The 20,771-nt window shown below is 62.4% G+C and carries 18 protein-coding genes; 6 read left to right on the plus strand and 12 right to left on the minus strand.

Annotated features, from left to right (window positions below; genetic code table 11):
* The first annotated feature begins 79 nt into the window (after positions 1-79).
* Both AOT96_RS03980 and AOT96_RS03985 read left to right on the plus strand, forming a co-directional pair.
* The gene (locus AOT96_RS03980) at positions 80-1,330 is read left to right on the plus strand and encodes an MCE family protein (RefSeq protein WP_202425829.1); all 1,251 of its coding nucleotides are present in this window, start codon (positions 80-82) and stop codon (positions 1,328-1,330) included.
* Between the two features lie 82 nt (positions 1,331-1,412).
* On the plus strand, positions 1,413-2,168 hold the full coding sequence (locus AOT96_RS03985; protein WP_065352761.1) for a class I SAM-dependent methyltransferase: 756 nt from the start codon (positions 1,413-1,415) through the stop codon (positions 2,166-2,168).
* 43 nt (positions 2,169-2,211) lie between these two features.
* On the opposite strand, the gene AOT96_RS03990 is transcribed toward AOT96_RS03985, so the two are convergent.
* The 8 genes from AOT96_RS03990 to AOT96_RS04025 form a co-directional block, all read right to left on the minus strand.
* A complete protein-coding gene (locus AOT96_RS03990) occupies positions 2,212-2,964 on the minus strand; it encodes a MerR family transcriptional regulator (RefSeq protein ID WP_007733922.1) in 753 nt (250 codons plus the stop codon).
* A 75-nt stretch (positions 2,965-3,039) separates the two neighbouring features.
* Positions 3,040-4,527: a flavin-containing monooxygenase gene (locus AOT96_RS03995; protein ID WP_007733920.1), complete on the minus strand. Its 1,488-nt coding sequence runs from the start codon at positions 4,525-4,527 to the stop codon at positions 3,040-3,042.
* Positions 4,524-5,444 carry a hypothetical protein gene (locus AOT96_RS04000; RefSeq protein ID WP_003939862.1) on the minus strand — a complete coding sequence of 307 codons (921 nt, stop codon included), beginning with the start codon at positions 5,442-5,444 and terminating at the stop codon, positions 4,524-4,526. Before AOT96_RS04000 ends, AOT96_RS03995 begins: the two co-directional genes overlap by 4 nt.
* 1 nt (position 5,445) lies before the next feature.
* On the minus strand, positions 5,446-6,357 hold the full coding sequence (locus AOT96_RS04005; RefSeq protein WP_007733918.1) for an SDR family NAD(P)-dependent oxidoreductase: 912 nt from the start codon (positions 6,355-6,357) through the stop codon (positions 5,446-5,448).
* A 169-nt stretch (positions 6,358-6,526) separates the two neighbouring features.
* The gene (puuE, locus tag AOT96_RS04010) at positions 6,527-7,456 is read right to left on the minus strand and encodes an allantoinase PuuE (protein WP_003940421.1); all 930 of its coding nucleotides are present in this window, start codon (positions 7,454-7,456) and stop codon (positions 6,527-6,529) included.
* Positions 7,457-7,472: 16 nt separating this feature from the next.
* Entirely contained in the window at positions 7,473-8,459 is a 987-nt protein-coding gene (gene alc, locus AOT96_RS04015) for an allantoicase (protein WP_065351331.1), read from the minus strand.
* A gap of 3 nt (positions 8,460-8,462) precedes the next feature.
* Positions 8,463-9,707 (minus strand): DUF6986 family protein, encoded by a 1,245-nt coding sequence (locus AOT96_RS04020; protein ID WP_065351332.1) that lies wholly within the window; start codon positions 9,705-9,707, stop codon positions 8,463-8,465.
* 62 nt (positions 9,708-9,769) lie between these two features.
* Complete coding sequence (locus tag AOT96_RS04025) at positions 9,770-11,797, minus strand: CocE/NonD family hydrolase (protein ID WP_065351333.1); 2,028 nt, start codon at positions 11,795-11,797, stop codon at positions 9,770-9,772.
* A gap of 140 nt (positions 11,798-11,937) precedes the next feature.
* On the opposite strand from AOT96_RS04025, the gene AOT96_RS04030 reads away from it, so the two are divergent.
* The 3 genes from AOT96_RS04030 to AOT96_RS04040 all read left to right on the plus strand — a co-directional run bounded on the left by AOT96_RS04030 (position 11,938) and on the right by AOT96_RS04040 (position 15,412).
* The gene (locus AOT96_RS04030; protein ID WP_082920604.1) at positions 11,938-12,861 is read left to right on the plus strand and encodes a pseudouridine synthase; all 924 of its coding nucleotides are present in this window, start codon (positions 11,938-11,940) and stop codon (positions 12,859-12,861) included.
* 75 nt (positions 12,862-12,936) lie between these two features.
* Positions 12,937-14,472 (plus strand): CYTH and CHAD domain-containing protein, encoded by a 1,536-nt coding sequence (locus AOT96_RS04035; protein WP_007733905.1) that lies wholly within the window; start codon positions 12,937-12,939, stop codon positions 14,470-14,472.
* A gap of 49 nt (positions 14,473-14,521) precedes the next feature.
* The gene (locus AOT96_RS04040; protein WP_065351334.1) at positions 14,522-15,412 is read left to right on the plus strand and encodes a universal stress protein; all 891 of its coding nucleotides are present in this window, start codon (positions 14,522-14,524) and stop codon (positions 15,410-15,412) included.
* 54 nt (positions 15,413-15,466) lie between these two features.
* Here AOT96_RS04040 and AOT96_RS04045 read toward each other — a convergent pair whose 3' ends face one another.
* Positions 15,467-16,207, minus strand: a complete 741-nt coding sequence (locus AOT96_RS04045) for a VIT1/CCC1 transporter family protein (RefSeq protein ID WP_064443809.1) — start codon at positions 16,205-16,207, stop codon at positions 15,467-15,469.
* Positions 16,208-16,338: 131 nt separating this feature from the next.
* Between AOT96_RS04045 and AOT96_RS04050 the strand changes: the two genes are divergently transcribed.
* Complete coding sequence (locus AOT96_RS04050) at positions 16,339-17,097, plus strand: SDR family NAD(P)-dependent oxidoreductase (RefSeq protein ID WP_042451355.1); 759 nt, start codon at positions 16,339-16,341, stop codon at positions 17,095-17,097.
* Between the two features lie 3 nt (positions 17,098-17,100).
* Here AOT96_RS04050 and AOT96_RS04055 read toward each other — a convergent pair whose 3' ends face one another.
* The 3 genes from AOT96_RS04055 to AOT96_RS04065 form a co-directional block, all read right to left on the minus strand.
* The gene (locus tag AOT96_RS04055) at positions 17,101-17,733 is read right to left on the minus strand and encodes a TetR family transcriptional regulator (RefSeq protein ID WP_007733896.1); all 633 of its coding nucleotides are present in this window, start codon (positions 17,731-17,733) and stop codon (positions 17,101-17,103) included.
* A gap of 114 nt (positions 17,734-17,847) precedes the next feature.
* The gene (gene ftsW / locus AOT96_RS04060; protein WP_064687643.1) at positions 17,848-19,224 is read right to left on the minus strand and encodes a putative lipid II flippase FtsW; all 1,377 of its coding nucleotides are present in this window, start codon (positions 19,222-19,224) and stop codon (positions 17,848-17,850) included.
* Between the two features lie 224 nt (positions 19,225-19,448).
* Positions 19,449-20,762: an MFS transporter gene (locus AOT96_RS04065; protein ID WP_020970589.1), complete on the minus strand. Its 1,314-nt coding sequence runs from the start codon at positions 20,760-20,762 to the stop codon at positions 19,449-19,451.
* Positions 20,763-20,771: the final 9 nt, after the last annotated feature.

Here is a 20,771-nt window from a genome sequence, read left to right on the forward strand (position 1 = left end):
GCTCAACACCAGCCGTACCCGGCTTGTCATTCGGGAGTCGAACCATGAACACACCGCATCAGTTCAGGGTCCTCACCTCATGGTGATGTCGAAGCTCGCCAAATGGCAGCTGGTCGCCCTCGTCGTGGTTGCACTCCTGGGCTTGATCTATGTCGGAGCGAAATACGTACGGCTGGACAATCTTCTGGGATTCGGCCAATACACGGTCAAAACCGAACTGGCGACGTCCGGTGGCATCTTCACCAACGCCGAAGTGACCTATCGGGGTGTACCCGTCGGACGCGTCGGTGACATGTCGCTCACGTCCGACGGAATCGAAGTCGACCTGTTGATCGACAGCAGTGCTCCGCAGATTCCCGCATCCGCGCGGGCCGTGGTGGCCAATCGCTCAGCCATCGGCGAGCAGTACGTCGACCTTCAGCCCGATACCGACCAGGGCCCGTTCCTCGAAGACGGCTCGGTGATCGCCGTGGGCGACACAACCACGCCGATCCCGATCGAGAATGTCTTGACCAGCGCCAACGGTCTGGTGCACTCCGTTCCGGTCGACGCACTCCACACCGTCGCGAAAGAACTCGGCGCGGCATTCAACGGCAAGGGCGAAGATCTGCAGGTACTTGCCGACTCGCTGTCGGGGATCTCCCAGTCGGGCCTCGACACCCTTCCCCAGACCCTCGGACTGATCCGCGACAGCCAGACGGTGCTCACGACCCAGTCCGATCAATCGTCGGCGATCAAGCAGTTCAGCACCGACCTCGACGCACTGACGGCGCAATTGCGCACCAGCGACCCCGACATCCGACGCGTGATCGACAACGGCATACCGGCCAGCGAACAAGTCGGCTCTCTCGTCACCGAAGCCGGCCCCGCGCTCACGACCAACCTCTCCAACCTCTCCGCCGTTGCAGCGGCAGCCGCACCGACACTGCCCTCGCTGCAGCCCTTCCTGCTCTTCCTGCCTGCTCTCGCCGGGGCGGCGCCCACCGTTGCACCGGGAGACGGCACAGTACATCTGGGCTTGGTACTCGAGACCAACAACCCGCTCTCGTGCACCGTCGGTTACGAAGGGACCATGGCGATCCTCGACGAGATGAAGCGCAAGGACCCGAACTTCGACGACACGACGCAGAACTTCCCGTTGAACACTGCCGCCAACTGCCAGGCACCTCAGGGCAGCGAAACGGGAGTTCGTAGCGCCAACCGCATCGCGTTCGCCGACCCGAACACCTCGCAACCGTGGGACGGCAAGCCCAAGGTGGACCCGGACAAGCTCAACCTGAACCCGATTGCCACTCAACTCGCACCGATGCTCGGCGCCACCCCGAAGTAGCCGTAAACAACTGGCACCGTCGACCCTCCGCGACGATGATGATGTGATGTCGGAAGGAACGCCTGAAGGCGAGTCACAGAGCATGTCACGAGGTTTCGACGAACTTGTCGCCGAAGCGGAATCCGCCTCCGTCGACGGGTGGGATTTCTCGTGGCTCGACGGACGCGCCACGGAGCAGCGTCCGTCGTGGGGGTACCAGAGGCTGATGGGTGAACGTCTCGGCCGCGGCGGCGCCGCATTGGACATCCAGACCGGCGGCGGCGAAGTCCTCGCCGCTGCACCGTCACTCCCGCCGGTGATGGCAGCAACCGAATCCTGGCCACCGAACATCGCCAAGGCCACCGCCCTTCTGCGTCCCCGAGGTGTGGTGGTGGTCGCCGATCCGGACGAGCCGCCGCTACCGTTCGCCGATTCGGCTTTCGACCTGGTGACCAGCCGACACCCAGCGACGGTGTGGTGGACCGAAATCGCGCGGGTACTCGAACCGGGAGGAACGTACTTCGCTCAACATGTGGGTCACGCCAGCGTGTTCGAACTGGTCGAGTACTTTCTCGGTCCTCAGCCGCAGGCTCGTCGCGGACGGCACCACGAGGACGAAACTGCCGACGCGATTGAGGCCGGGCTCACCGTCGTCGACCTGCGTTTCGAGCGTCTGCGCATGGAATTCTTCGACATCGGCGCCGTTGTCTACTTCTTACGCAAGGTGATCTGGATGGTTCCGGGATTCACCGTCGCGCAGTATCGGGACCGGCTCCGCGAACTCGATCAGCAGATCCGTCGCGACGGATCTTTTGTCGCGCACTCGAGTCGATTCCTGATCGAGGCACGCAAGAGCTGAGCGCACCGCGACGGGCCGCACATCCCGAACGTGATCGATGCTGCTAGTCGGACTCGTCGGCGTCGCTCCGCGAGCCGATCGCAGCGGCAAGATAGTCGCCGAGTTCACGCTGAAGGTTCGCGTCGAGTGCCCGGGCCAGTGCCGAATGTACCGACGCCACACCGAGTTCACGCATCGTCTGGAGCATCTCGGCTGTTCCGGCAACCTCGTCGCCCTCCGGGAGCCAACCGACCCCGTGCTGATCGACGATGCGATCCTTTGCCGCCTGAATCAGGTCTTTGGCGATCCCGTCCACAGCGTTGTGAAGCTTTTCGTGCACATCGACCAGTTGATCGAGAGTGAAACCGTAGTCGAGGAGACTCGAAAATCCGCTGAGCAAAGCAGGATCGGTGAAAACGCAGTTCTCTCCTTCGATCTGTACCAGTCCGAGATCTACGAGACGATGCAGTTGACCATCTGCATCTCCCCCGAGAAACTCGCGTACGACGGCCATCTCGATACTCACGGTGTCGCTGCGGGACCATGGTTCGGTGACCGCGTGCTGCAGACCCAGCACCTCTGTCAGGTCTTTCCCGCTTTCCCACCCGGTGATGAAGTCGTCGATATGCGCAGTGGTGAAACCTCGTTGAAGAAGCGTGTCGATCAGCTTGAGGCGTTCGAGGTGCGCGTCGCCGTAGATGCCTACCCGCCCACGCTTCTCCGGCGGAGGAAGCAATCCACGTTCCTGATATGCCCGTACATTCCGCGAGGTGGTGCCCGCAGCGCGCGCTAGATCGTCGATGCGGTACTCGGTCACCGCCTCGTCTCCTCTGCCGCGTCGGTCGTCACGATTCCAACTTAGTGGCAACACCAGGCCGATCAGAACCCGGGATCAGGTCTGCGCGGTGTCTTTCTCGCGCACCGTGCTCGTGTAGTCCCGAAGATCCACCGATTTCAATTGGTTCACGTACTGGGTCGCGAAACCGGGAAACATAGTGGCATTGAATCCTTCGTCGGTGAGATACCAACTCGAACATCCCGAGTTCCACGTGGTCTTCGACAGCCGACGCTGCAACTCGACGTTGTACGCATCTTCGACATCTTGACGAACATCGAGTGCCTTGAGGTCGCGCTCGAGAACGATCTTGATCGCTTGGGCGAGATAGTCGAGTTGCGCTTCCATGTACACAAGGGCGGAGCTGTGCCCCGGACCCGAGTTGGGTCCGAAGGTGAAATACAGGTTGGGATAACCGGATACCGCAATGCTCTTGTACGCACGCGCCCCGGATTTCCACTCCTGAGCGAGCACACGTCCGTCCCGGCCGATGATCGGGACCGGTGTTCCGGTCTTGCAAACGTCGAAGCCGGTGGCGAAGACGATGCAGTCGAATTGATGCTCGATCCCTTCGACCGTGCGAATGCCATGTGGCGCCAATCTCGCGATCGGCCAGGTCACGAGTGTGCAATTGTCTTGCTGGAGAGCCGGGTAATACTCGCTGGTCATCAGCAACCGCTTGCACCCTGCCCGAAAGTCGGGAGTGAGTTGTCGCCGCAACCACGGGTCCTTCACCTGCATGCGCAGATGAAGACGCCCGACTGTTTCCACCACCCTCGTCAACGGGGATTCCCACACCACCCCGAGAGCTACCGATTCGTGTCCCCAGTACCAAGCCCGACGCGCCAGAGTCTGGACGACCGGATGACGACGGTACAGATCCTTCGTGCGAGATCGGGTGCGTAGGTTTGCTCTCGGCAATGCCCATCCCGGTGTTCGTTGGAAAACCTTCACTGATCGTGCAGTTTTCACGAGTTCCGGGACGATCTGGACGCCACTGGCTCCGGTTCCGATCACTGCGACCCGCTTGTCGGTGAAGTCGTAGTCATGGTCCCAGCGAGCACTGTGAATCTTGTGTCCTTCGTAGCTCTCCAAACCCGGAACAGCGGGAAAGCTGACGTTCGCCAGCGGACCGGACGCCATGACGACGGTCCGGGCAATGACCGCTTCACGGCCCTCGAGCGCGATCGCCCAGACACCTGTCTGCTCGTCCCATTCGACGCCCGTGACGTTGCACCGAAACCGAATCTTCGGCTCGAGGCCGAACTCTTTCACCATCGTTCGGATGTAGCCGAGGATCTCCGCGCTGGCCGAGTAGGTGTGCGACCAGTCCGGGTTCGGGGCGAAACTGTACGAGTACAGACGGGACGGAATGTCGCACGCAGCTCCCGGATACGTGTTGTCGCGCCACGTCCCGCCGACCTCCGTGCCGCGTTCGAGAACGACGAAGTCCTCGATACCGTTCTGCTTCAACCGAATCGCCGCTCCGATTCCTGCGAAACCTCCACCGATGATCGCCACTGACAGTGGCTCGGCAGTACTCATGCGAGTGGCTCGTACGTAAGTTCCTTGGCCCAGGTCGGCTCGGAATTGAGCCTGCTGCCGGAAAGTCGGCCAGTGACCTTGACCATCCGATCGGCAAGCAGATGGTAGGGATGGTTGCGATTGATGACCATGTTGCCGTGCCACTTCACCACCCGATACATCGGGACGCGGAGCGCGGCCGGACTCCGTTCGCCTACGTTCCTGAATCGCTTCATCGCGGTGTAGAGCCGTTCCTCGTTCACTCCCATGTCGACGATGTTGTCGCGCATCTTGTTCAGCAGCGGGATGTAGCGAAGTGTCCCGATGATCAACGCCGGATTCATCCAGGCGCCGACGGTTTCGACAACGAGCTTGCGCGTCGTCGAGTGCCCGAGCATCTCGATCACCGCAAAATCGACCGCCAGATGCCTGGACTCGTCTGCATTGATCTTCTTGAACACAGCCTGACAGACCGGATCCTCGATCTCGTCCATGATGAACTTGACCAGGGCTCCGTCGAGCGCCACCTCGAGCATCGGTATGACGGTCCCGAGAATCGAGAGCGACAAACCGTCGGAATGCTTGTCCAGCCAGTCGATGACGAGCTTGACGTTGATGTTGGGCTCGGGCATCTCGTCGCCGTCCAGCATTCCCCAACGACGCATCAGCGCGAGTTCGGCGTTGGCGTGCTTCTGTTCCTCGGCGTGGAAATGCCGATAGATGTCTCGGAGAGTTTCAGTCGGCGCCTTGAGAGCCATCGCAGCGAAGCCACGGGCACCGACGTTCTCGATCCACATCAGGTCCGACATGAACGGTTTCAGCTTCGCATGAAGCTCTGGACTGATCGTCTCGGCGCCCGGAGCATCCCAGTCGATGTCCACCAGAGCCCATTGGCGGTCCTTGATCTTGTGCAGCATGCCGTCGAAATCGAAGGACATGTCACGCTCCTTTCGTGCTCGGCGAGTTCGTCTCCGGCGCCGCCGAAGTTCCAGATGAACCCGACTTCTGTTTCGGTGCAAAGCGATTGAGAACTCCACAGCCCCAGGTGTATGCAACGGGTAGATACCGTTTGAGTCGCCAGATCACCTTCGCATCGAACTGCGGCACCACGTAGAGTCGACCCTTGTCGTAGGCGTCGAGAGTGGTGACGGCGATGCGCTCCGGCGAAAAGCCGGTTCGCCGCATCAACGCTTGCGCCAATTGTGTTGCTTCCGCGGTGATTCGGCCGTCGAGAGCAACATTTGTCTTGACGAAGGTCGGACACAGCACCGTCACCCGCACTCCCGTACCGGCAAGTTCAGCGGACAAGGTCTCCGAGAGCGACATCACGGCGGCTTTACCGACGTTGTAGGGCGCCATCAGTGGCGCAGCCGCAAACCCAGCAGCCGAGGCCACGTTGATGAATCCCCCGGCCCCGCTCGCACGCAGTTGTGGAGCGAATATCTCACAGCCGTGCACGACACCCCACAGATTGATCCCGAGTGCCCACTCCCAATCGTCGAAACCGATCTGGCCCACAGGTTTTCCACCGATACCGACCCCGGCGTTGTTGATCACCAGCGAAAGCGGACCCGCAAGTTCGAGTTCCGCGAACAACGCCAGGTCCTGAACCTGCTCACGAATTGACACATCGCATTTGACGGCGTGCGCGGTACCACCGATCTCATCGATGAGTGCCACTGTTTCCTTGGCCCGTTCCAGCGAGATATCCGCGCAGATCACCTCACCGCCTCTGCGCGCCAACTCCAACGAAAAGGCACGGCCGATTCCGCTGCCGGCGCCGGTCACCACTGCGCGGGCATTGTGGGACACCTTCGATCCGCGGTTCTTGGTCGGTTTCTTGGTCGGCACCGGTCGGCTCACCTTGAAGACGCTTCGACTGCTGTGTGTTTCTCCATCTCCAAAGAGTCATCCACAACCGTGCCAGTTGTCAATGGCCTAGAATTCGATGGCGGAATACGCGGCAGTCGAACCAGTACCCGGACTGCTCGAATGAAGTCTTTTGTCGACCGACCGTGATCTAAACGGGGTGCGCGGTCTTCCAGTGCTCGGCGATGTCGATGCGCCGCGCGATCCAGACCTTCTCGTGTGACTGCACGTGGTCCAGAAATCGCTCGAGAGCGGCCGCACGGGCAGGGCGGCCGACTATGCGGCAGTGCAACCCGATCGAGAGCATCTTGGGCGATCCGGCCGTCCCCTCCGCATACAGCACGTCGAAGGCATCGCGTAGGTGCGCAAAGAACTGATCACCGCTGGGAAATCCTGCGGGAGAGGCGAAACGCATGTCGTTGGTGTCAAGGGTGTACGGAACGACCAGGTGCTTCACCGATTCTGCGCCACGCGGAACGTCGACCCAGTACGGCAGATCGTCGGCGTACGAATCGGAGTCGTAGACGAAGCCGCCGTGCTCGACCACCAATTCGCGGGTGTTCGGTGAATCGCGCCCGGTGTACCAACCGAGGGGCGCCGAACCCGTCAGATCTCGCAGAATCTGCACTGCCTCGGCCATGTCTGCGCGTTCGCGCTCGATGTCCACGGATTGGTAAGACTTCCAACGTAATCCGTGGCACGCGATCTCGTGGCCCAACTCCTGAAAAGCACTGACTGCTTCGGGGTTACGCTGCATCGCCCGCGCCACCGCAAAGACTGTGAGAGGCAGGTTTCGCCGCTCGAAGGTTCGCAGTACACGCCACAACCCGGCCCGGGAGCCGTACTCGTACAGCGATTCCATGCTCATGTGTCGATTCGGAAATGCCTCTGCCGGAGTCATTTCCGACAGAAATGTTTCCGAAGCCGCGTCCCCGTCCAGGACGTTGTTCTCGGCTCCCTCTTCGTAGTTGAGCACGAACTGAACCGCTATCCGCGCGTCGCCGGGCCAGTGCGGATGCGGCGGATGAGGGCCGTACCCCACCATGTCCCGGGGATAGTCGTCGCGCGGATAGTCGCTCATGCCAACAACTTTACCGTCAGCGCCCGGAGATCACAGCGCGAGCAGCGTCGGTGAGTACGCCGAAGACTCTCAGCCGCGCCAGGCCACCGTCCGGGAAGATGTCCAGGCGAACATCGGTGACCTGGACTTCGGAATCGATCGGAAAGCGATGGCGCGTATCCGGACGCAGCGTCGTGCGCGGCAACAGTTCGATCCACTCCCCCTCCGACGTCCGCCCGGTCAGAGCGCCCTCACCTGGACTGTTTCCGAGGAAGTACGAGGTGTCGATCTCGACGAAACTCAGCACGCCTTCACCCGCGAGTTGTACTTGCACCCAGTCGTTTCCGTTGTCGCGGCGCCTGGCGGTCTCCCACCCGTCACCCATCGAAGCAGCGCGTCCGGGAAACAGGATATTCTGCGGTGAGCTGTAGAACATGTTGGAGCAATCGGTCACGCGGCCACCGTTTTCGAGTGCTGCGAGGTCCAACGGCCCGGCATCGAGGAAACGCGGGTCCGGCCGCGCTTCGCCGTGAACACGGAATCTCGCCACGCCGCCGTCCGGGTAAATGGTCAGCTTGACGTGCGTCCACCGCTCCTCCGACGCCACCGAGAACGGATTCTCCGAGTCACCGTGCACGGTCGAGCGCTCGACGATGGTTGTCCACTCGCCGGATCCGGCCAGGTCGGCGGGATCCGGATACCCGTCGACCGAGATTGCTTCCACCGAGATCTCGGGCGGGTAATTGCCCTTGAACCACGCGGTGTCGACCACGACGCCTCGCACCACTCCGGGAACACCGAGTCGGACGATCGCCTCGTCATGACCTGCCACCCGGCGGCGACGCGTCTCCCAACCGTCGTACACCTGCCCCTTGTGACCGAACGTCGCCGGCTGGTACCCGGCCTTGCCTGGGCGGATCAGGGCCTCACGCTCGGCAAACGCCTCGTCGTTCGCCCAGATGACGGCTCCGCCGAGGGTGCGCAGTGCCAGATCGGGCAGCAAGGTGAATTCGGTGGTGGTCATCGGTCAGTGTTCTCCTGTGATCGGTGTGGTGCGTCCTACGAGGTGACGGAGTGCGTTGGTGTCGGCGCTCGGGGCGAGCCGGAGAACTTCGGATTCCGGATAAGCCCCCGCGTCGAGCCCGCGCAGTACCACCGCTGCGAGCGCCTGGGCAGTTGCAGGTTCGTCCATCACGTCGCCACCTTGGCGCCCCAAGTACGACTGGATGCGCGGGGCAGCGGCGCCGAGCGCGTTGCGATAGAAGCCGAACGTGGCGAGCCAGCGGGTGACCAGATGCCCGGGGTGCATGTCCCACCCCTGGTAGTAACCGCGTTCCAGGGACCGCGTGACGAGGCGATGGTGCCGAGTGATCGCGTCGCGGATCGCCGTGGCGCTCCCGACGGGCGCGACCTGAGTCGACCCGTCGCACACCCAGACGCCGGTCTGCGCGGCAGCAGTCAACATGACAGCCTTTGCGTGGTCTGCCACCGGATGTTCGAGCGACTGATGACGCGATGCAATTCCGCAAGCTGCACTGTAATCGTAAGTACCGTAATGCAAACCGGTCAGACGACCGGCACCACGATGGATGGCCTGAGCAACTGCCACCGTTCCGTCGGCCGCGATGACCGCCTGCGGGCTCTCGATCTGCAACTCGAACCGAAGCGAACCGAGCTCGAGTCCGTGCGCCTTCTCCAGCTCTTCGCAGAGCAACACCGTCGCCGTGACCTGCTCCACCGCGCGCAGTTTGGGAACGGTGAAGACAAATCCGTCCGGCACTCCGCCGGCCGCGTCGAGCACAAGCTCGAGCGTCCTGATCGAGCGCCGACGCTCACCGGCCGGCAACCCCTTGAACCTGATGCCACTCCAGTTCGGCCCGGCAGGATCAGCGCTGAGCGCGGCAAGCGTCTGTCCGGCCGACGTCGCTGCATCGTCTTCTTCTTCGTCGCTGCGGCGTCCGTACCCGTCCTCGAAATCGATCCGAAAGTCTTGGACCGGCTTGCGGCCGAGTTGAACTCGCACATCAGCGAGCGCATTCTCCGTGTCGAGGTCGGCGAACACATGAGCATGGGAATCGAGAAGCGCGATCGCCTGCTCACCCCAGAGTCGAGGCGTGTCGACGGTTGCATCCGCGGCACTGACGTAAATCGTGTGCACGGGTTGGATCTCGTCACGGTTTCCCGGGTACTGCACCGCGAGCCGCTCGTCCACCGGATCCAGAAGTCCGTCCAGACGATCGTGGACGGCGGCGGAGAGTCGGGATTCTGTCATCGGACGATCTTCTCAGAACGTCCGCGAGCCCGCAGGTTCTCACGCCGCCGATCCAATCCGAGTCAGCGGCCCCCGACGAACGGAACGTTGACGAAGCTCGGCCGGTCTGCAGCCAACTCGATGTGCTGCGGTTTGAGTTGGCTGTCGGCGAGCATCGGGCCGAGCGCCAGGTATCGCGGCACGCTGGCAGCGTAGACGTCGACGCGGAGCCGGTGCCCCGGTTGCAGCACTGCGTCCGTCGGGAGCATGTTGATGTCGACGGTGGTGACCTCACCGGGAACCACCGGCTGACGCGTGTCGATCGTCAGATAGTGGTGCGGTTCACTGTAGTCACCGTTGGCCGAGCGAGTGCTCTTCGAATCGTCGACTGCCCGCAGCGACGCAGTCAGAGCGCCGTTCGTGATCGGTGTCGATGTTCCGTCCGGTGCTACGTCGTTGACCGTCGCTGCCCAGAATCCGTCCGTCGCGTCCAGGACGGTCTCGAGGTGGACGTTGATCGGGCCCGAGAGTGAGGTCGGCTCCGTCACTGCCTCACCGGTGAACGTCAGGCCCTCCGCTTCCTGGAATCGGGAATCCTTGGAACACGTCGCACCGAGCACCACGGAGATCCCGGCAGTTCCCTGAGTTCCGTCACCGGAGCAGAAGCCTCGCAGTCCTGGTGCGACTGTCAATCGCGCTGCGGCACTGGGCGGGTCATTCGTCAGCGAACCGTCATACGATGCGTGGGCGGCAGTACCGCTGGGCGCAGAGTTCAGATACATACGTTCGTAGCTCGCACCGGCTCGCGGGAACTGATCGTCCGTGATCCATCCGCCGCCTTGCTGGAACATCGTCACCGGACCGTAACGATCGATTCCGTTGTCGATGCCCTTGAGCCACTTGTCGAACCACGCACGTTCGAGCACGTCGAGGCGCGGCGGCGCACCGTCCTTGCCGAATCCTCCACCGGGAGTGACGTGATAGCCGTTCCCCATGATCAACTGCTTCTGCCCGGGCGGCAGATCGATTCCGTTGTAGATCCGCGGCTCACTGTTGGCGAAGATGTCGTGCCAACCGCCGTAGACCATCGTCGGAACGGCGATGTTGCCGACGTCAGCGGCTCGGTCCTGATAGAACTGCCCGTCTTGCGCGACTTGCAGAGTCGACGGCGACACGTCCTCGATTCTCTGAGCCGTCATCGCTTGCACCAGTTCGGGAATCAGCGTTCCCGGATCCTCGAGGCGGCTCGCCAACCACAGGGGATCGAAGTTTCCTTGCAGGATGTCCTGAACGTTCGGGATGAGTTTGAGCCCGTTGACCGCGGTCAACCACAACGGCATGAACCCGACTCCGAGGCCGCCACCGGTTCCGACGATGTCGCGCAGCAGATCGTTGCCAGGTTCGACCGGGAAGATCGCCTTCAGTGCAGGTGGATTGTTGCTCGCCGCCTGCACCGAATTGATCGCGGAGTACGAGATGCCCGCCATCCCTACTTTCCCGTCGGACCACCCCTGCTTGCTCATCCAGTCGATGACCTCGACCGAATCCTGTTGCTCGCGCTTACCGAGCACGTCCCAATTACCTTGGGAGAAGCCGGTTCCACGTGCGTCGACCACTACCTGCGTGTATCCGTTCTGGACCAGATCACGGTTGACGCCGAGAACCCTGGCGCCTCCGCCGGCGATGACGCCCGTCAACTCCGACACGCCGTCGAACGGCGCCGCGAGGTCGAGCGAGTTCGCAACGTCCATCAGCGTCTCACCGACCTGCGGGATCGACAGAGCTGAATCCACCAGTGTGTCCAGCAGTTTCGTGTACGGCGTGATGTTGAGGACCGATGGCGTCTTCGATTCCACGGCCCGCCCGGATGCATCCGCCGGTCGGTACACATTCGCTTGCAGAACTGTGCCGTCACTCATCGTGATGGGCACGTCCCACTCGATCGAGACCCCCGGATACTGCGGCGTCGCCTCCGTTGCCGCGAGCCAGGCCTGCCCGTCCGACCCTCCCGTCGGATCCGCAGAAGCGACGGCGCTCGGCACCGCCAATCCCACGACGCACAGCCCCACCGCAATCGTTGTCGACCTTCGACGTAGAAGTCGTGTCCTCACGAAAACTCCAATTTTCTGTTGTGATGACCCAGCCCTGCCCCCACGACAGTGACCGGTGTCACGAACTTACCGGATAGTAACTTCCGTCCCATATGTCGTCAATAGGTCTGAATGCCGACCGGACGGCTAGCTTTGAAGATGTGTCACGATCACCGCTTCCCGTCCGCGACGGCCTGAACCCGAGTCGCATCCGTCAGCCAGACGACGGCATGTGGACGACGACGCTCGACTACCTGCTCGAACGGTTCCCCCAGGACGCCGTCCGATTGCGGGAGAAGGTCGCAGCCGGGGAGGTCGTCGACGAGAAGGGTGTCGGAATCACCGAGACGAGCGCTTTTGCTCCCCGGCGGTTCGTCTACCTGTACCGCGACCCTCCCGTCGAAACGCGGGTGCCGTTCGAGATCGACATCCTCTATCGGGACGAGAACATCTTGGTCGTGGACAAACCGCATTTCCTGGCGAGCACCCCGCGCGGGCGATACATCGCCGAATCGGCGTTGGTCCGCTTGCGTCGGGACCTCGAACTACCGGAGCTGAGTCCAGCTCATCGCCTCGACCGCGTCACGGCGGGACTGCTGCTGTTCACCGTGCATCAGGCGGCCCGGCGCGACTACCAGACCATGTTCGCCGAGCGCCGCGTCGCCAAGGAGTACGAGGCCATCGCGCGTCACGACGCTCAGGTGAGCACCCCCGTGGTCGTGCGTAGTCGCATCGTGAAAGAACGCGGCGTGCTCAAGGCCGCGGAGATCGAGGGCGAACCCAACAGCGAGTCGCGGATCGAACTGATCGAAACGCGAGACGGCTTCGCGCGGTACCGGTTGACTCCCCATACCGGCAAGACCCATCAACTTCGGCTGCACATGAACTCGCTCGGGCTCCCGATCCACGGCGACAACTTCTATCCCGACTTCTACGACGTTGCCGCAGAAGATTATTCGAACCCGCTGCGCCTGCTGTCGAAGGTTCTCGAGTTCGAGGATCCGAAGACCGGCCGGCTGCAACGGTTCGAAAGTCGGCGGACCCTGTCCTGGCCGGACGAATCAGGCCGTGGCGACTCGCCGTAGGGACCCCGGACCCTTCCACTGCGCCTCCGATACCGGGAGGATGGAAGCGCAGACCGCACCGCAAGAGGAGACCAGATGAGCAAGACCGCCGTCGTACCCGAAGCCGTACGGGAGATCGAGCGCAAGTACGAGGCGCCGGCCGAGCAGGAAGTTCCCGCCTTGGGCGGACTTCCCGGTGTTGTCGGCGAACCGGTCCACGACTCGATACAGCTCTCTGCCACCTACTTCGACACCGCGGACTACCGGTTGCTGGCCGAGAAGATCACGCTGCGCAAGCGTGAGGGTGGCGACGACGCGGGGTGGCACATGAAACTTCCCGCAGGCCAGGACACTCGAACCGAAATCCAACTTCCCCCGGACGAGAGCACCGATGTGCCCTCGCCGCTGTCGAGTCTGATCCGGGCGATCATTCGCGGTCACGATCTGGTGCCGGTCGCCCTGATCATCACCGATCGGGAGCGCACCAGGCTCAACGGCGAAAACGGTGTGCTGCTTGCCGAAGTGGTCTCCGACACCGTCATCGCCTGCAAGGCAGACGGTTCCGGAGAGTCGACGTGGCAGGAAGTCGAGGTCGAACAAGGCGCAGGCGGGCAAGAGCTGGCCGATGCAATCGAGTCGGTTCTACTGGACGCCGGGCTGGAGCGCTCTGCGAGTCCGTCCAAACTCAAACGAGCACTGGGCACGTCGGTCACACCGTACGCCGGTCACGAGGTCACCTCGGGCAAGGCGTCGAATCCGCGGATCTTGTTGCGTAATTACCTCATCGAACAATTGCGCGCACTGGTCGCCGCGGATCTCGGCACGCGTCGGGCCGACGACGAAGCCGTTCACGACTTCCGGGTTGCGGCACGTCGCATCCGCAGCGCTCTGCAGTCGTACGCCGGCCACTCCCCCAAGACCGACGATCTCATCACGGATCTGCGGTGGATCGGTGGAAAGTTCGGTGACGCCCGCGACGTCGAGGTCCAGTGGGAGCGTCTTGTGGAACGCCTCGGCGAAATCGACGAGATGCCCGAGCGAGAAGCTGTGCGAGCTCGAATCGACGAGTTCTTCTCTGCACGTGGTGAAACCGCCCAGGAAACAGCCCTCGAGGCGCTCGATTCCGAGCGATACACCACGCTGCTCGATCGCCTCGACGAGTACGTCGGCGACCTCGAATTCGACACCGCCACCCACCGCGTCGGAAAGAAGGCATCGGCACGAGAGTTGGCCCATACCCTGCGGCACCTGGCACACAAGGTCGGTAAGCGGGTCGATCACGTCTTCGATGCCGATAGCCGCACCGAGCGTGACGAGCGAATGCACCGCGCCCGCAAGGGAGCCAAGCGGATGAAGTACGCGATCGAGGTCATGGAACCCGTGTCGAAGAGCCGAGCGAAGCGTGCACTGAAGCATTTCAGCCACTTCCAGGATGTTCTCGGCGAGCACCAGGATTCCGTTGTCGCCCAACATCATCTACTTGCAATGGCAGCCGAGCAGGAGCATACCTCGCTCACCAGTTTCGGATTGGGCATGGCCTACCGACGAGAACTGGAAATAGCCGACGGGCAATCGACCCTGCTACGCAAGACGTGGAAGGAAGCCGTGAAGTCAGCATCGTCACTCTGGTGACGTCGCTGTAACCAGTCGACCGATCTCGATCATTTCAGAGGGAGTAGACATGAACACACTTGCAGGACACCAGGATGTCGTCGCCGGTATCGACGGATCCGAGGCCTCGACGGCGGCGGCCCGGTGGGCGGCCTCCGTCGCGAACGCGGTGAACTCACGACTGATTCTGGCGCACGCCCTGCCGCAAGAGGGCCCGATCTACAGTCCCGCTGCAGTGATGTTGCAGTCACAGTTCCTCAGCCAGATCCGCGAAGACGGCGAAGCGATCGTCGATGCCGCCGCCACGGTGATTTCGGCCGAATTCCCCGAACTGACCATCGAATCCGAGATCGCGCCAGGACCGGCGTCGACGCATATCCTCGAATCCTCGGGTACCGCACGCCTGATCGTGATGGGGTCGACCGGATCGGGTGCACTGCGCTCACGGCTGCTCGGATCGACCGCACTGAAGGTGGCCAATCATGCAACCTGTCCGGTCACCGTGTGGCGTGGTTCGGCGGAGAATCCCGGTCCGGATCAGCGTCCCGTCATCGTCGGAGTCGACGGAAGCGCGTTGAGCAAGAAGGCCGTCGAGTACGCGTTTCGTTATGCCGATCAGTTCGACGCGCCGCTCATCGCGGTCCACACCTGGCAGGGCTCGTCCACCTTCCGCGAAGGCGGAGCGGGAATCCTGATCGACTGGGAGGCTGTCGAGCAGGAGGAATCGGCGCTACTGGCGGAAAATCTAGCCGGTATGGCCGACCAGTACCCGGACGTGCCGGTCACCCGCATCAGTGAACCCGGTGCCGCTGCTCCCGTCATGCTCAAATACGCCGACGACGCACAGTTGATAGTTGTCGGAAGTCACGGCCGCAGTGCGATGGCGGGCGCCGTGATGGGCTCCACCAGCCAGAATCTGCTGCACCATGCGCCAGGGCCGGTCATGGTCTGTCGCGCCTGAATTGCTGTGCGCCTTTATTAACCCCCCGCGGTTAATAAAGGCGCACAGCAGGGGTCAGGCGAGACCCGTGCCCACCAACTGACCTACTCCGTACGTCACGGCCATCGCCAGCGCGCCACCGATCACCACGCGTAGCACCGCTCTGGTCTTGCGAGCTCCGCCGAGCGTCGCGCTGATCGTCCCGGTCAGCGCAAGTGCGATCAGCACCGCGAAAAATGCGATGGGGACGCGGATACCGGTCGGCGGCAACAGGATTGCGACCAACGGGATCGCCGCGCCGATCGTGAACGAGATTGCCGACGAAATCGCCGCATGCCATGGATTGGTGAGATCATCCGGGTCGATACCCAATTCGACTTCGACGTGTGCCGCGAAAGCATCGTGCTCGGTCAATTCTTCGGCGACGCGGCGGGCCGTCTCCGGACTCAATCCCTTGTTCTCGTAGATCTCGGTCAGTTCCTGAAGTTCAGCCTCCGGGGTCTCGAGGAGTTCCTTCTTCTCCTTCTGCAGGAGTGCGCGTTCGGTGTCTCGCTGAGCGCTGACCGAGACGTACTCACCCAGCGCCATGGACACAGCGCCGGCAACCAGACCAGCAAAACCCGCTGTGAAGATTGCTGAGCGCTCGGTTGTGGCTGCAGCAACACCGACCACGAGGCCTGCGGTCGAGACGATTCCGTCGTTTGCACCCAGAACACCTGCACGCAGCCAGTTCAGGCGATTGTTCAAACTCGGTGCGTGAGGTTCCGATTCCCCACCGGGCACCCCGTCGGTCAACTGCACACTGTCTCCGGACATGGCAACAGATTAGGACGATCAGTCCGGTTGCGATAGCAATCTGAGCCTGTCCTTCGCGCACTGATATATTCCGATTGGCACCCCAACCAAGCATTTGTTAGGTTTGGAATCGGCAGACACCTGGAGGCATTGTGAGCGCAGTACGCACCGCTTTTGTCAGCGGCGGAACCGGTGGAATCGGGTCGGCGATCGCCCTGACCCTCGCCGAACGCGGACACGACGTCGCCTTCACCTACCGAAACAACAAGGGCGCTGCCGAGCAACTGAGCGAGCAGATTCGAGCGCATGGTGTGCGCGCCCACTCGTACTCGCTCGACTTGACCGACGAGTTGTCGATCAGCGCCGCCGTCAACGATGCGGTCAGTGATCTGGGCGCATTGACGACCCTCGTCCACGCTGCGGGACCGCACGTCCCGATGACGCACCTCTCACGTGTGACGCCGGCGTTCTTCACCGAACAACTCAACCAGGAGGCCGCGGCGTTCTTCACCCTCGTCCACACCGCCCTGCCTGCGCTGCGTGCATCCTCGGGTTCGGTGGTGGCGGTGACAACCGCGGCAACGGATCGCTTTCCCGTGCGCGACGGACTCTCCGCAGGCACCAAAGGGGCTGTCGAACAACTTGTTCGCGGATTCGCCGCAGAGGAAGGACGCTACGGCGTCCGGTTCAACGCTGTCGGACCAGGCATGTTGACGGACGGAATGGCGGAGCGCCTGATCAGCTCCGCCGAACTCGACCAGGGCGCGCTCGACGTGACGATGAGCCGAATCCCGTTGAAGCGCTTCGGATCAGCTGCCGACATCGCCGAAGCAGTATGTTTCCTCGCAAGCGACGCGGCCGGATTCATCAGCGGTCAGAAGCTCAACGTCGACGGTGGCTACACCGTCTGAGCGCTATCCGCCCAACTTGCGAAAGACCAGTCGCACGGCAAGTTCCAGGTGCGCCATCACCTCGTCCGTCGTCATCCGGCCCGCAACCCACGAGACGAGACTCGACATCCAGACGTCGTCGATCACCTTCACCGCGTCCAACTGCTGCTGCGAGACTTCCTCGACACCGATCGCCTTCGCGAACATCTCGGTCACGACCCCACCGAGCGCGTTGAGTTCCGGGGTCGCCGACGCGTCCGCGAACATGTACGCCCGAACCAACGCTTCGTAACGGAGGTGATCGGTCTCGAGGACCTCCGTATTCTTGCGCAGCACAAACAGAATCCGGTCCGACGGAGTCTCGCCCGGGATTACAAAGTCTTGGAATCTGTCACGCAAACCCTCGAACATCCACAACAATGCGACGACAAGCATGTGGTTCTTGGACGGGAAATACCGGTAAACAGTGCCGATCGCGACGCCGGCGCGATCGGCCACCGATCGCATCTGCACCGCGTCGTAGCCGCCTTCGGAGGCGGATTCCATTGCGGCGTCGACAATCCGGCGAAAACGCGCTCGCTGCGACGGCGTCGTACGACGTCCGGTCACCGAGCTACGTTCGACCACCGACTGGTCTGCCTTGTCGCCACCTGCCATGTCCACAACCCTTATTAGACGTCGTTTTGCCGACTCCCAATGTAGCCGCCCAACGCAATTGTCGGGTGCATGACTGCCCGCTTCCGAACTGCCCGCCAGTGGAACTGGCCCAGATCAGGAAGCGCGCCGCGGCCGATCGGATCGGCCGCGTCTACGTGGATCTTCCGACCAGTCGCGAGAGGGTGCGCGTCGGCCCGGAGCTGGAGTCCGGCGTCTGTCGGGTTGTGGTGCCCGTCGTTCCGGTCGGCGTTGCCCAGTTGGAGCAGGCTGGGCGCGGCGAGCTGGCGGCCTCCGTCGATCGGTCTGTGGCTTCTTGGCAATGCCGAACCGAGGCTTGCCGAAGACCAGCGGTATCCAACCGCGACCGCTGCTCTCGGCCGAGGCGACAGCCTCGGGCTCACGGAAGGCTGCGTGCGCGATGAGCCCGAACATCAGCAGGGTGGTGATCATCGACGTTCCGCCCGCCGAGATGAGCGGTAGTTGCAGACCGGTCACCGGAATCAGGCCGACGACGTAGGCGATGTTGATGAACGCCTGCACGACGATCAACGTCGTTGCCGTCGCTGTCATGACTTTGAGGAACGGATCAGTGGACCGTTTCGCGATCCGCAGCCCGACGATCAGAACCGCGGCAAAGAGAGCGACGACGATCAGCGCGCCGACCAGACCCAACTCTTCACCGATCACGGCAAAAATGAAGTCGTTGTGCGCCTGCGGGAGATAGCTCCATTTGGCGTCGGACTGTCCTAGACCGCGCCCGAAGATGCCTCCGTTCGCCAGTGCGTACTTGGCCTGAGTGCTCTGGAAGTTCAAACCCTGCGGGTCGAGATCAGGATTGAGGAAAGCCTTGATGCGATCCGAGCGGTAACCAGCAGTAAGCCCGAGCACGAGAAATGCGACTGCGGAACCGAGTGTGAGGCTGATGAATGTCTTCATCCGGAACAGCCCGAACCACAGCACCGACATGAAGATGATGCCGATGGTGATGGTGGTTCCGAGGTCCTTCTCCAACACCACCAGAACCAGAACCAGCAACGTCGTACCGCCGATCACCGGCAGCGCGCGGTTGACGTCCATCCGCGCCTTCATGAACGACGCAACCGTCGCTGCGGACCAGATCGCCAGAGCAAGTTTGGCCAGCTCCGACGGCTGGAAGGAAATGCCCGCGATCACGAACCAGCTGCGAGCACCCATCTGTTCCGAGCCGATACCTGGAATCAGCACCAGGACAAGCAGAACAAGACACAGGATCAGCAGCCATGGTGAGGCTCTACGCATCGTTTCGGTCGGCAACCGCACGACCGCCACGAACATCACCAAACCGATCGCTGCGAACATGCACTGCGGCCAGAAGCGGGCGTAGGACGTCCCGGACAGAACATAGGATTCGACGCCCGAAGACGACAGCACCATCAGCAGTCCGAACGCGACGATCAGCACGACCAGACCGACGATCATATGGAAATCGAACAGTGGCCGATTCGTCCACATCGCCGTTCGAGCGCGGAAGGGTGTCGATGTGCGGTCACGTTTGTCCGACGCTCCACGGGGTGAGTTAACTGGCTCTCCACTCCCGCGACCGTTGGGCTTGTCTTCACTGCGACCGGTCACCACACAAGTATCGTCCCACGACTCCTAACCCATGGGTAACACAAGTCCCATGAGTCACACGGGCTCGGCCTCCCGAGGTCCATGTAGACCCACGAAATACCAGGTCACGTCCTTCGCCGGCGTCGGTCTGCCACCGCTCCCGCCAACGAGAGCGTCAACATGACCACGCAGACGGCAAGCGCGATCCCGAACGCACGTCCGTATCCGTCGGGCGACGATCCGAGCACACCGAGATACAATCCCGATACCGCGGCCAGCGAGATGGTCGCTGACAGGCGCTGAGACAGTTGAAGGAAACCCGCCGCAACACCGTTCGCGCCCGGCGGTGCATATTCGAGAGTCAGCACCCGATTGGGCGCGTCGACCAAACCGCTGGCAACTCCCGACAACACCGCCAGGACCACCAGCACCGGGATCAGATGTTCCCGCGGAATCAGATTGACCGCCGCGATGTACCCGAGGATGACAAGGATCTCGCCGACTATGGCAAAAACCACTGCACTTCGGCCGAACCTGGCAACCAGCCGCCATCCGAAAGCCGACGTCAATGCCATCGCGAGTGAGCTACCGGTCATGATCAACGCCGCACTCAGCGGGGCGAAGCCCAAACCCTCGATCAGATAGAGGCTGAGCACCGCGTTGACGGCGAGGATGGATCCGAACCAGAAGAGTGCAACCGTCGTACCCAACCGGAAGCCCCTCGAGGCGATCAACGACGGAAGCAGTACCGGCGTCCCGCCGCGCTCGGCGTACCGACGTTCCCAGAACCAGAAGGCAACGGCAGCGCCGAACGCACCGATCAGGAAAGCCGCAGCCACAGTGACACTGGTTCGGGTCACGATGGGCCACAACAGGAGCCCGGTCGTAGTCGCCAGCAGACACAGCCCAACCGGATCGATCGACGCGCCCGATCGGGTAGTTCGATCACGGCGCAGAAAGCGAAACGCCAGAATCAGAGTGATCACGGCAAACGGCACGTTGAGAACGAGAAGCAACCGCCATCCGAAGTCGGCGTCGGAATACTTCAGCAGAACGCCACCGAGGATCGGTCCGGAAACGCCGGCCAGACCACCCGCGGTGCTGTACGCGCCCAACGCCTTCGCCCGAGCCTTTCCGGACACCCGGTCGGTGATGATGCCGAGCACCTGCGAACTGATGGTGCCTGCGCCGATCCCCTGCCCAAGACGAGCCAACACGATCATCGACGGATCCGACGCACACGCTCCGAGGATTCCCATCACCGCGAAAATGCTCAGGCCCGCCAAGAACAAGCGTCGACGCCCGACGACGTCACCGAGTCGGCCCGCCGGCACAAGGGCCAAGCCGAAAGTCAGCGAATAGCTCGCAAGGATCCACTGCACCTCGGAGGTCGACGCGCCCAACGACGCCCGGATCGACGGAACCCCGATTCCGAGCACCGCCGAATC

It is taken from the genome of Rhodococcus sp. 008 (genome assembly GCF_001682295.1).
Taxonomy (GTDB): Bacteria; Actinomycetota; Actinomycetes; order Mycobacteriales; family Mycobacteriaceae; genus Rhodococcus_F; species Rhodococcus_F qingshengii.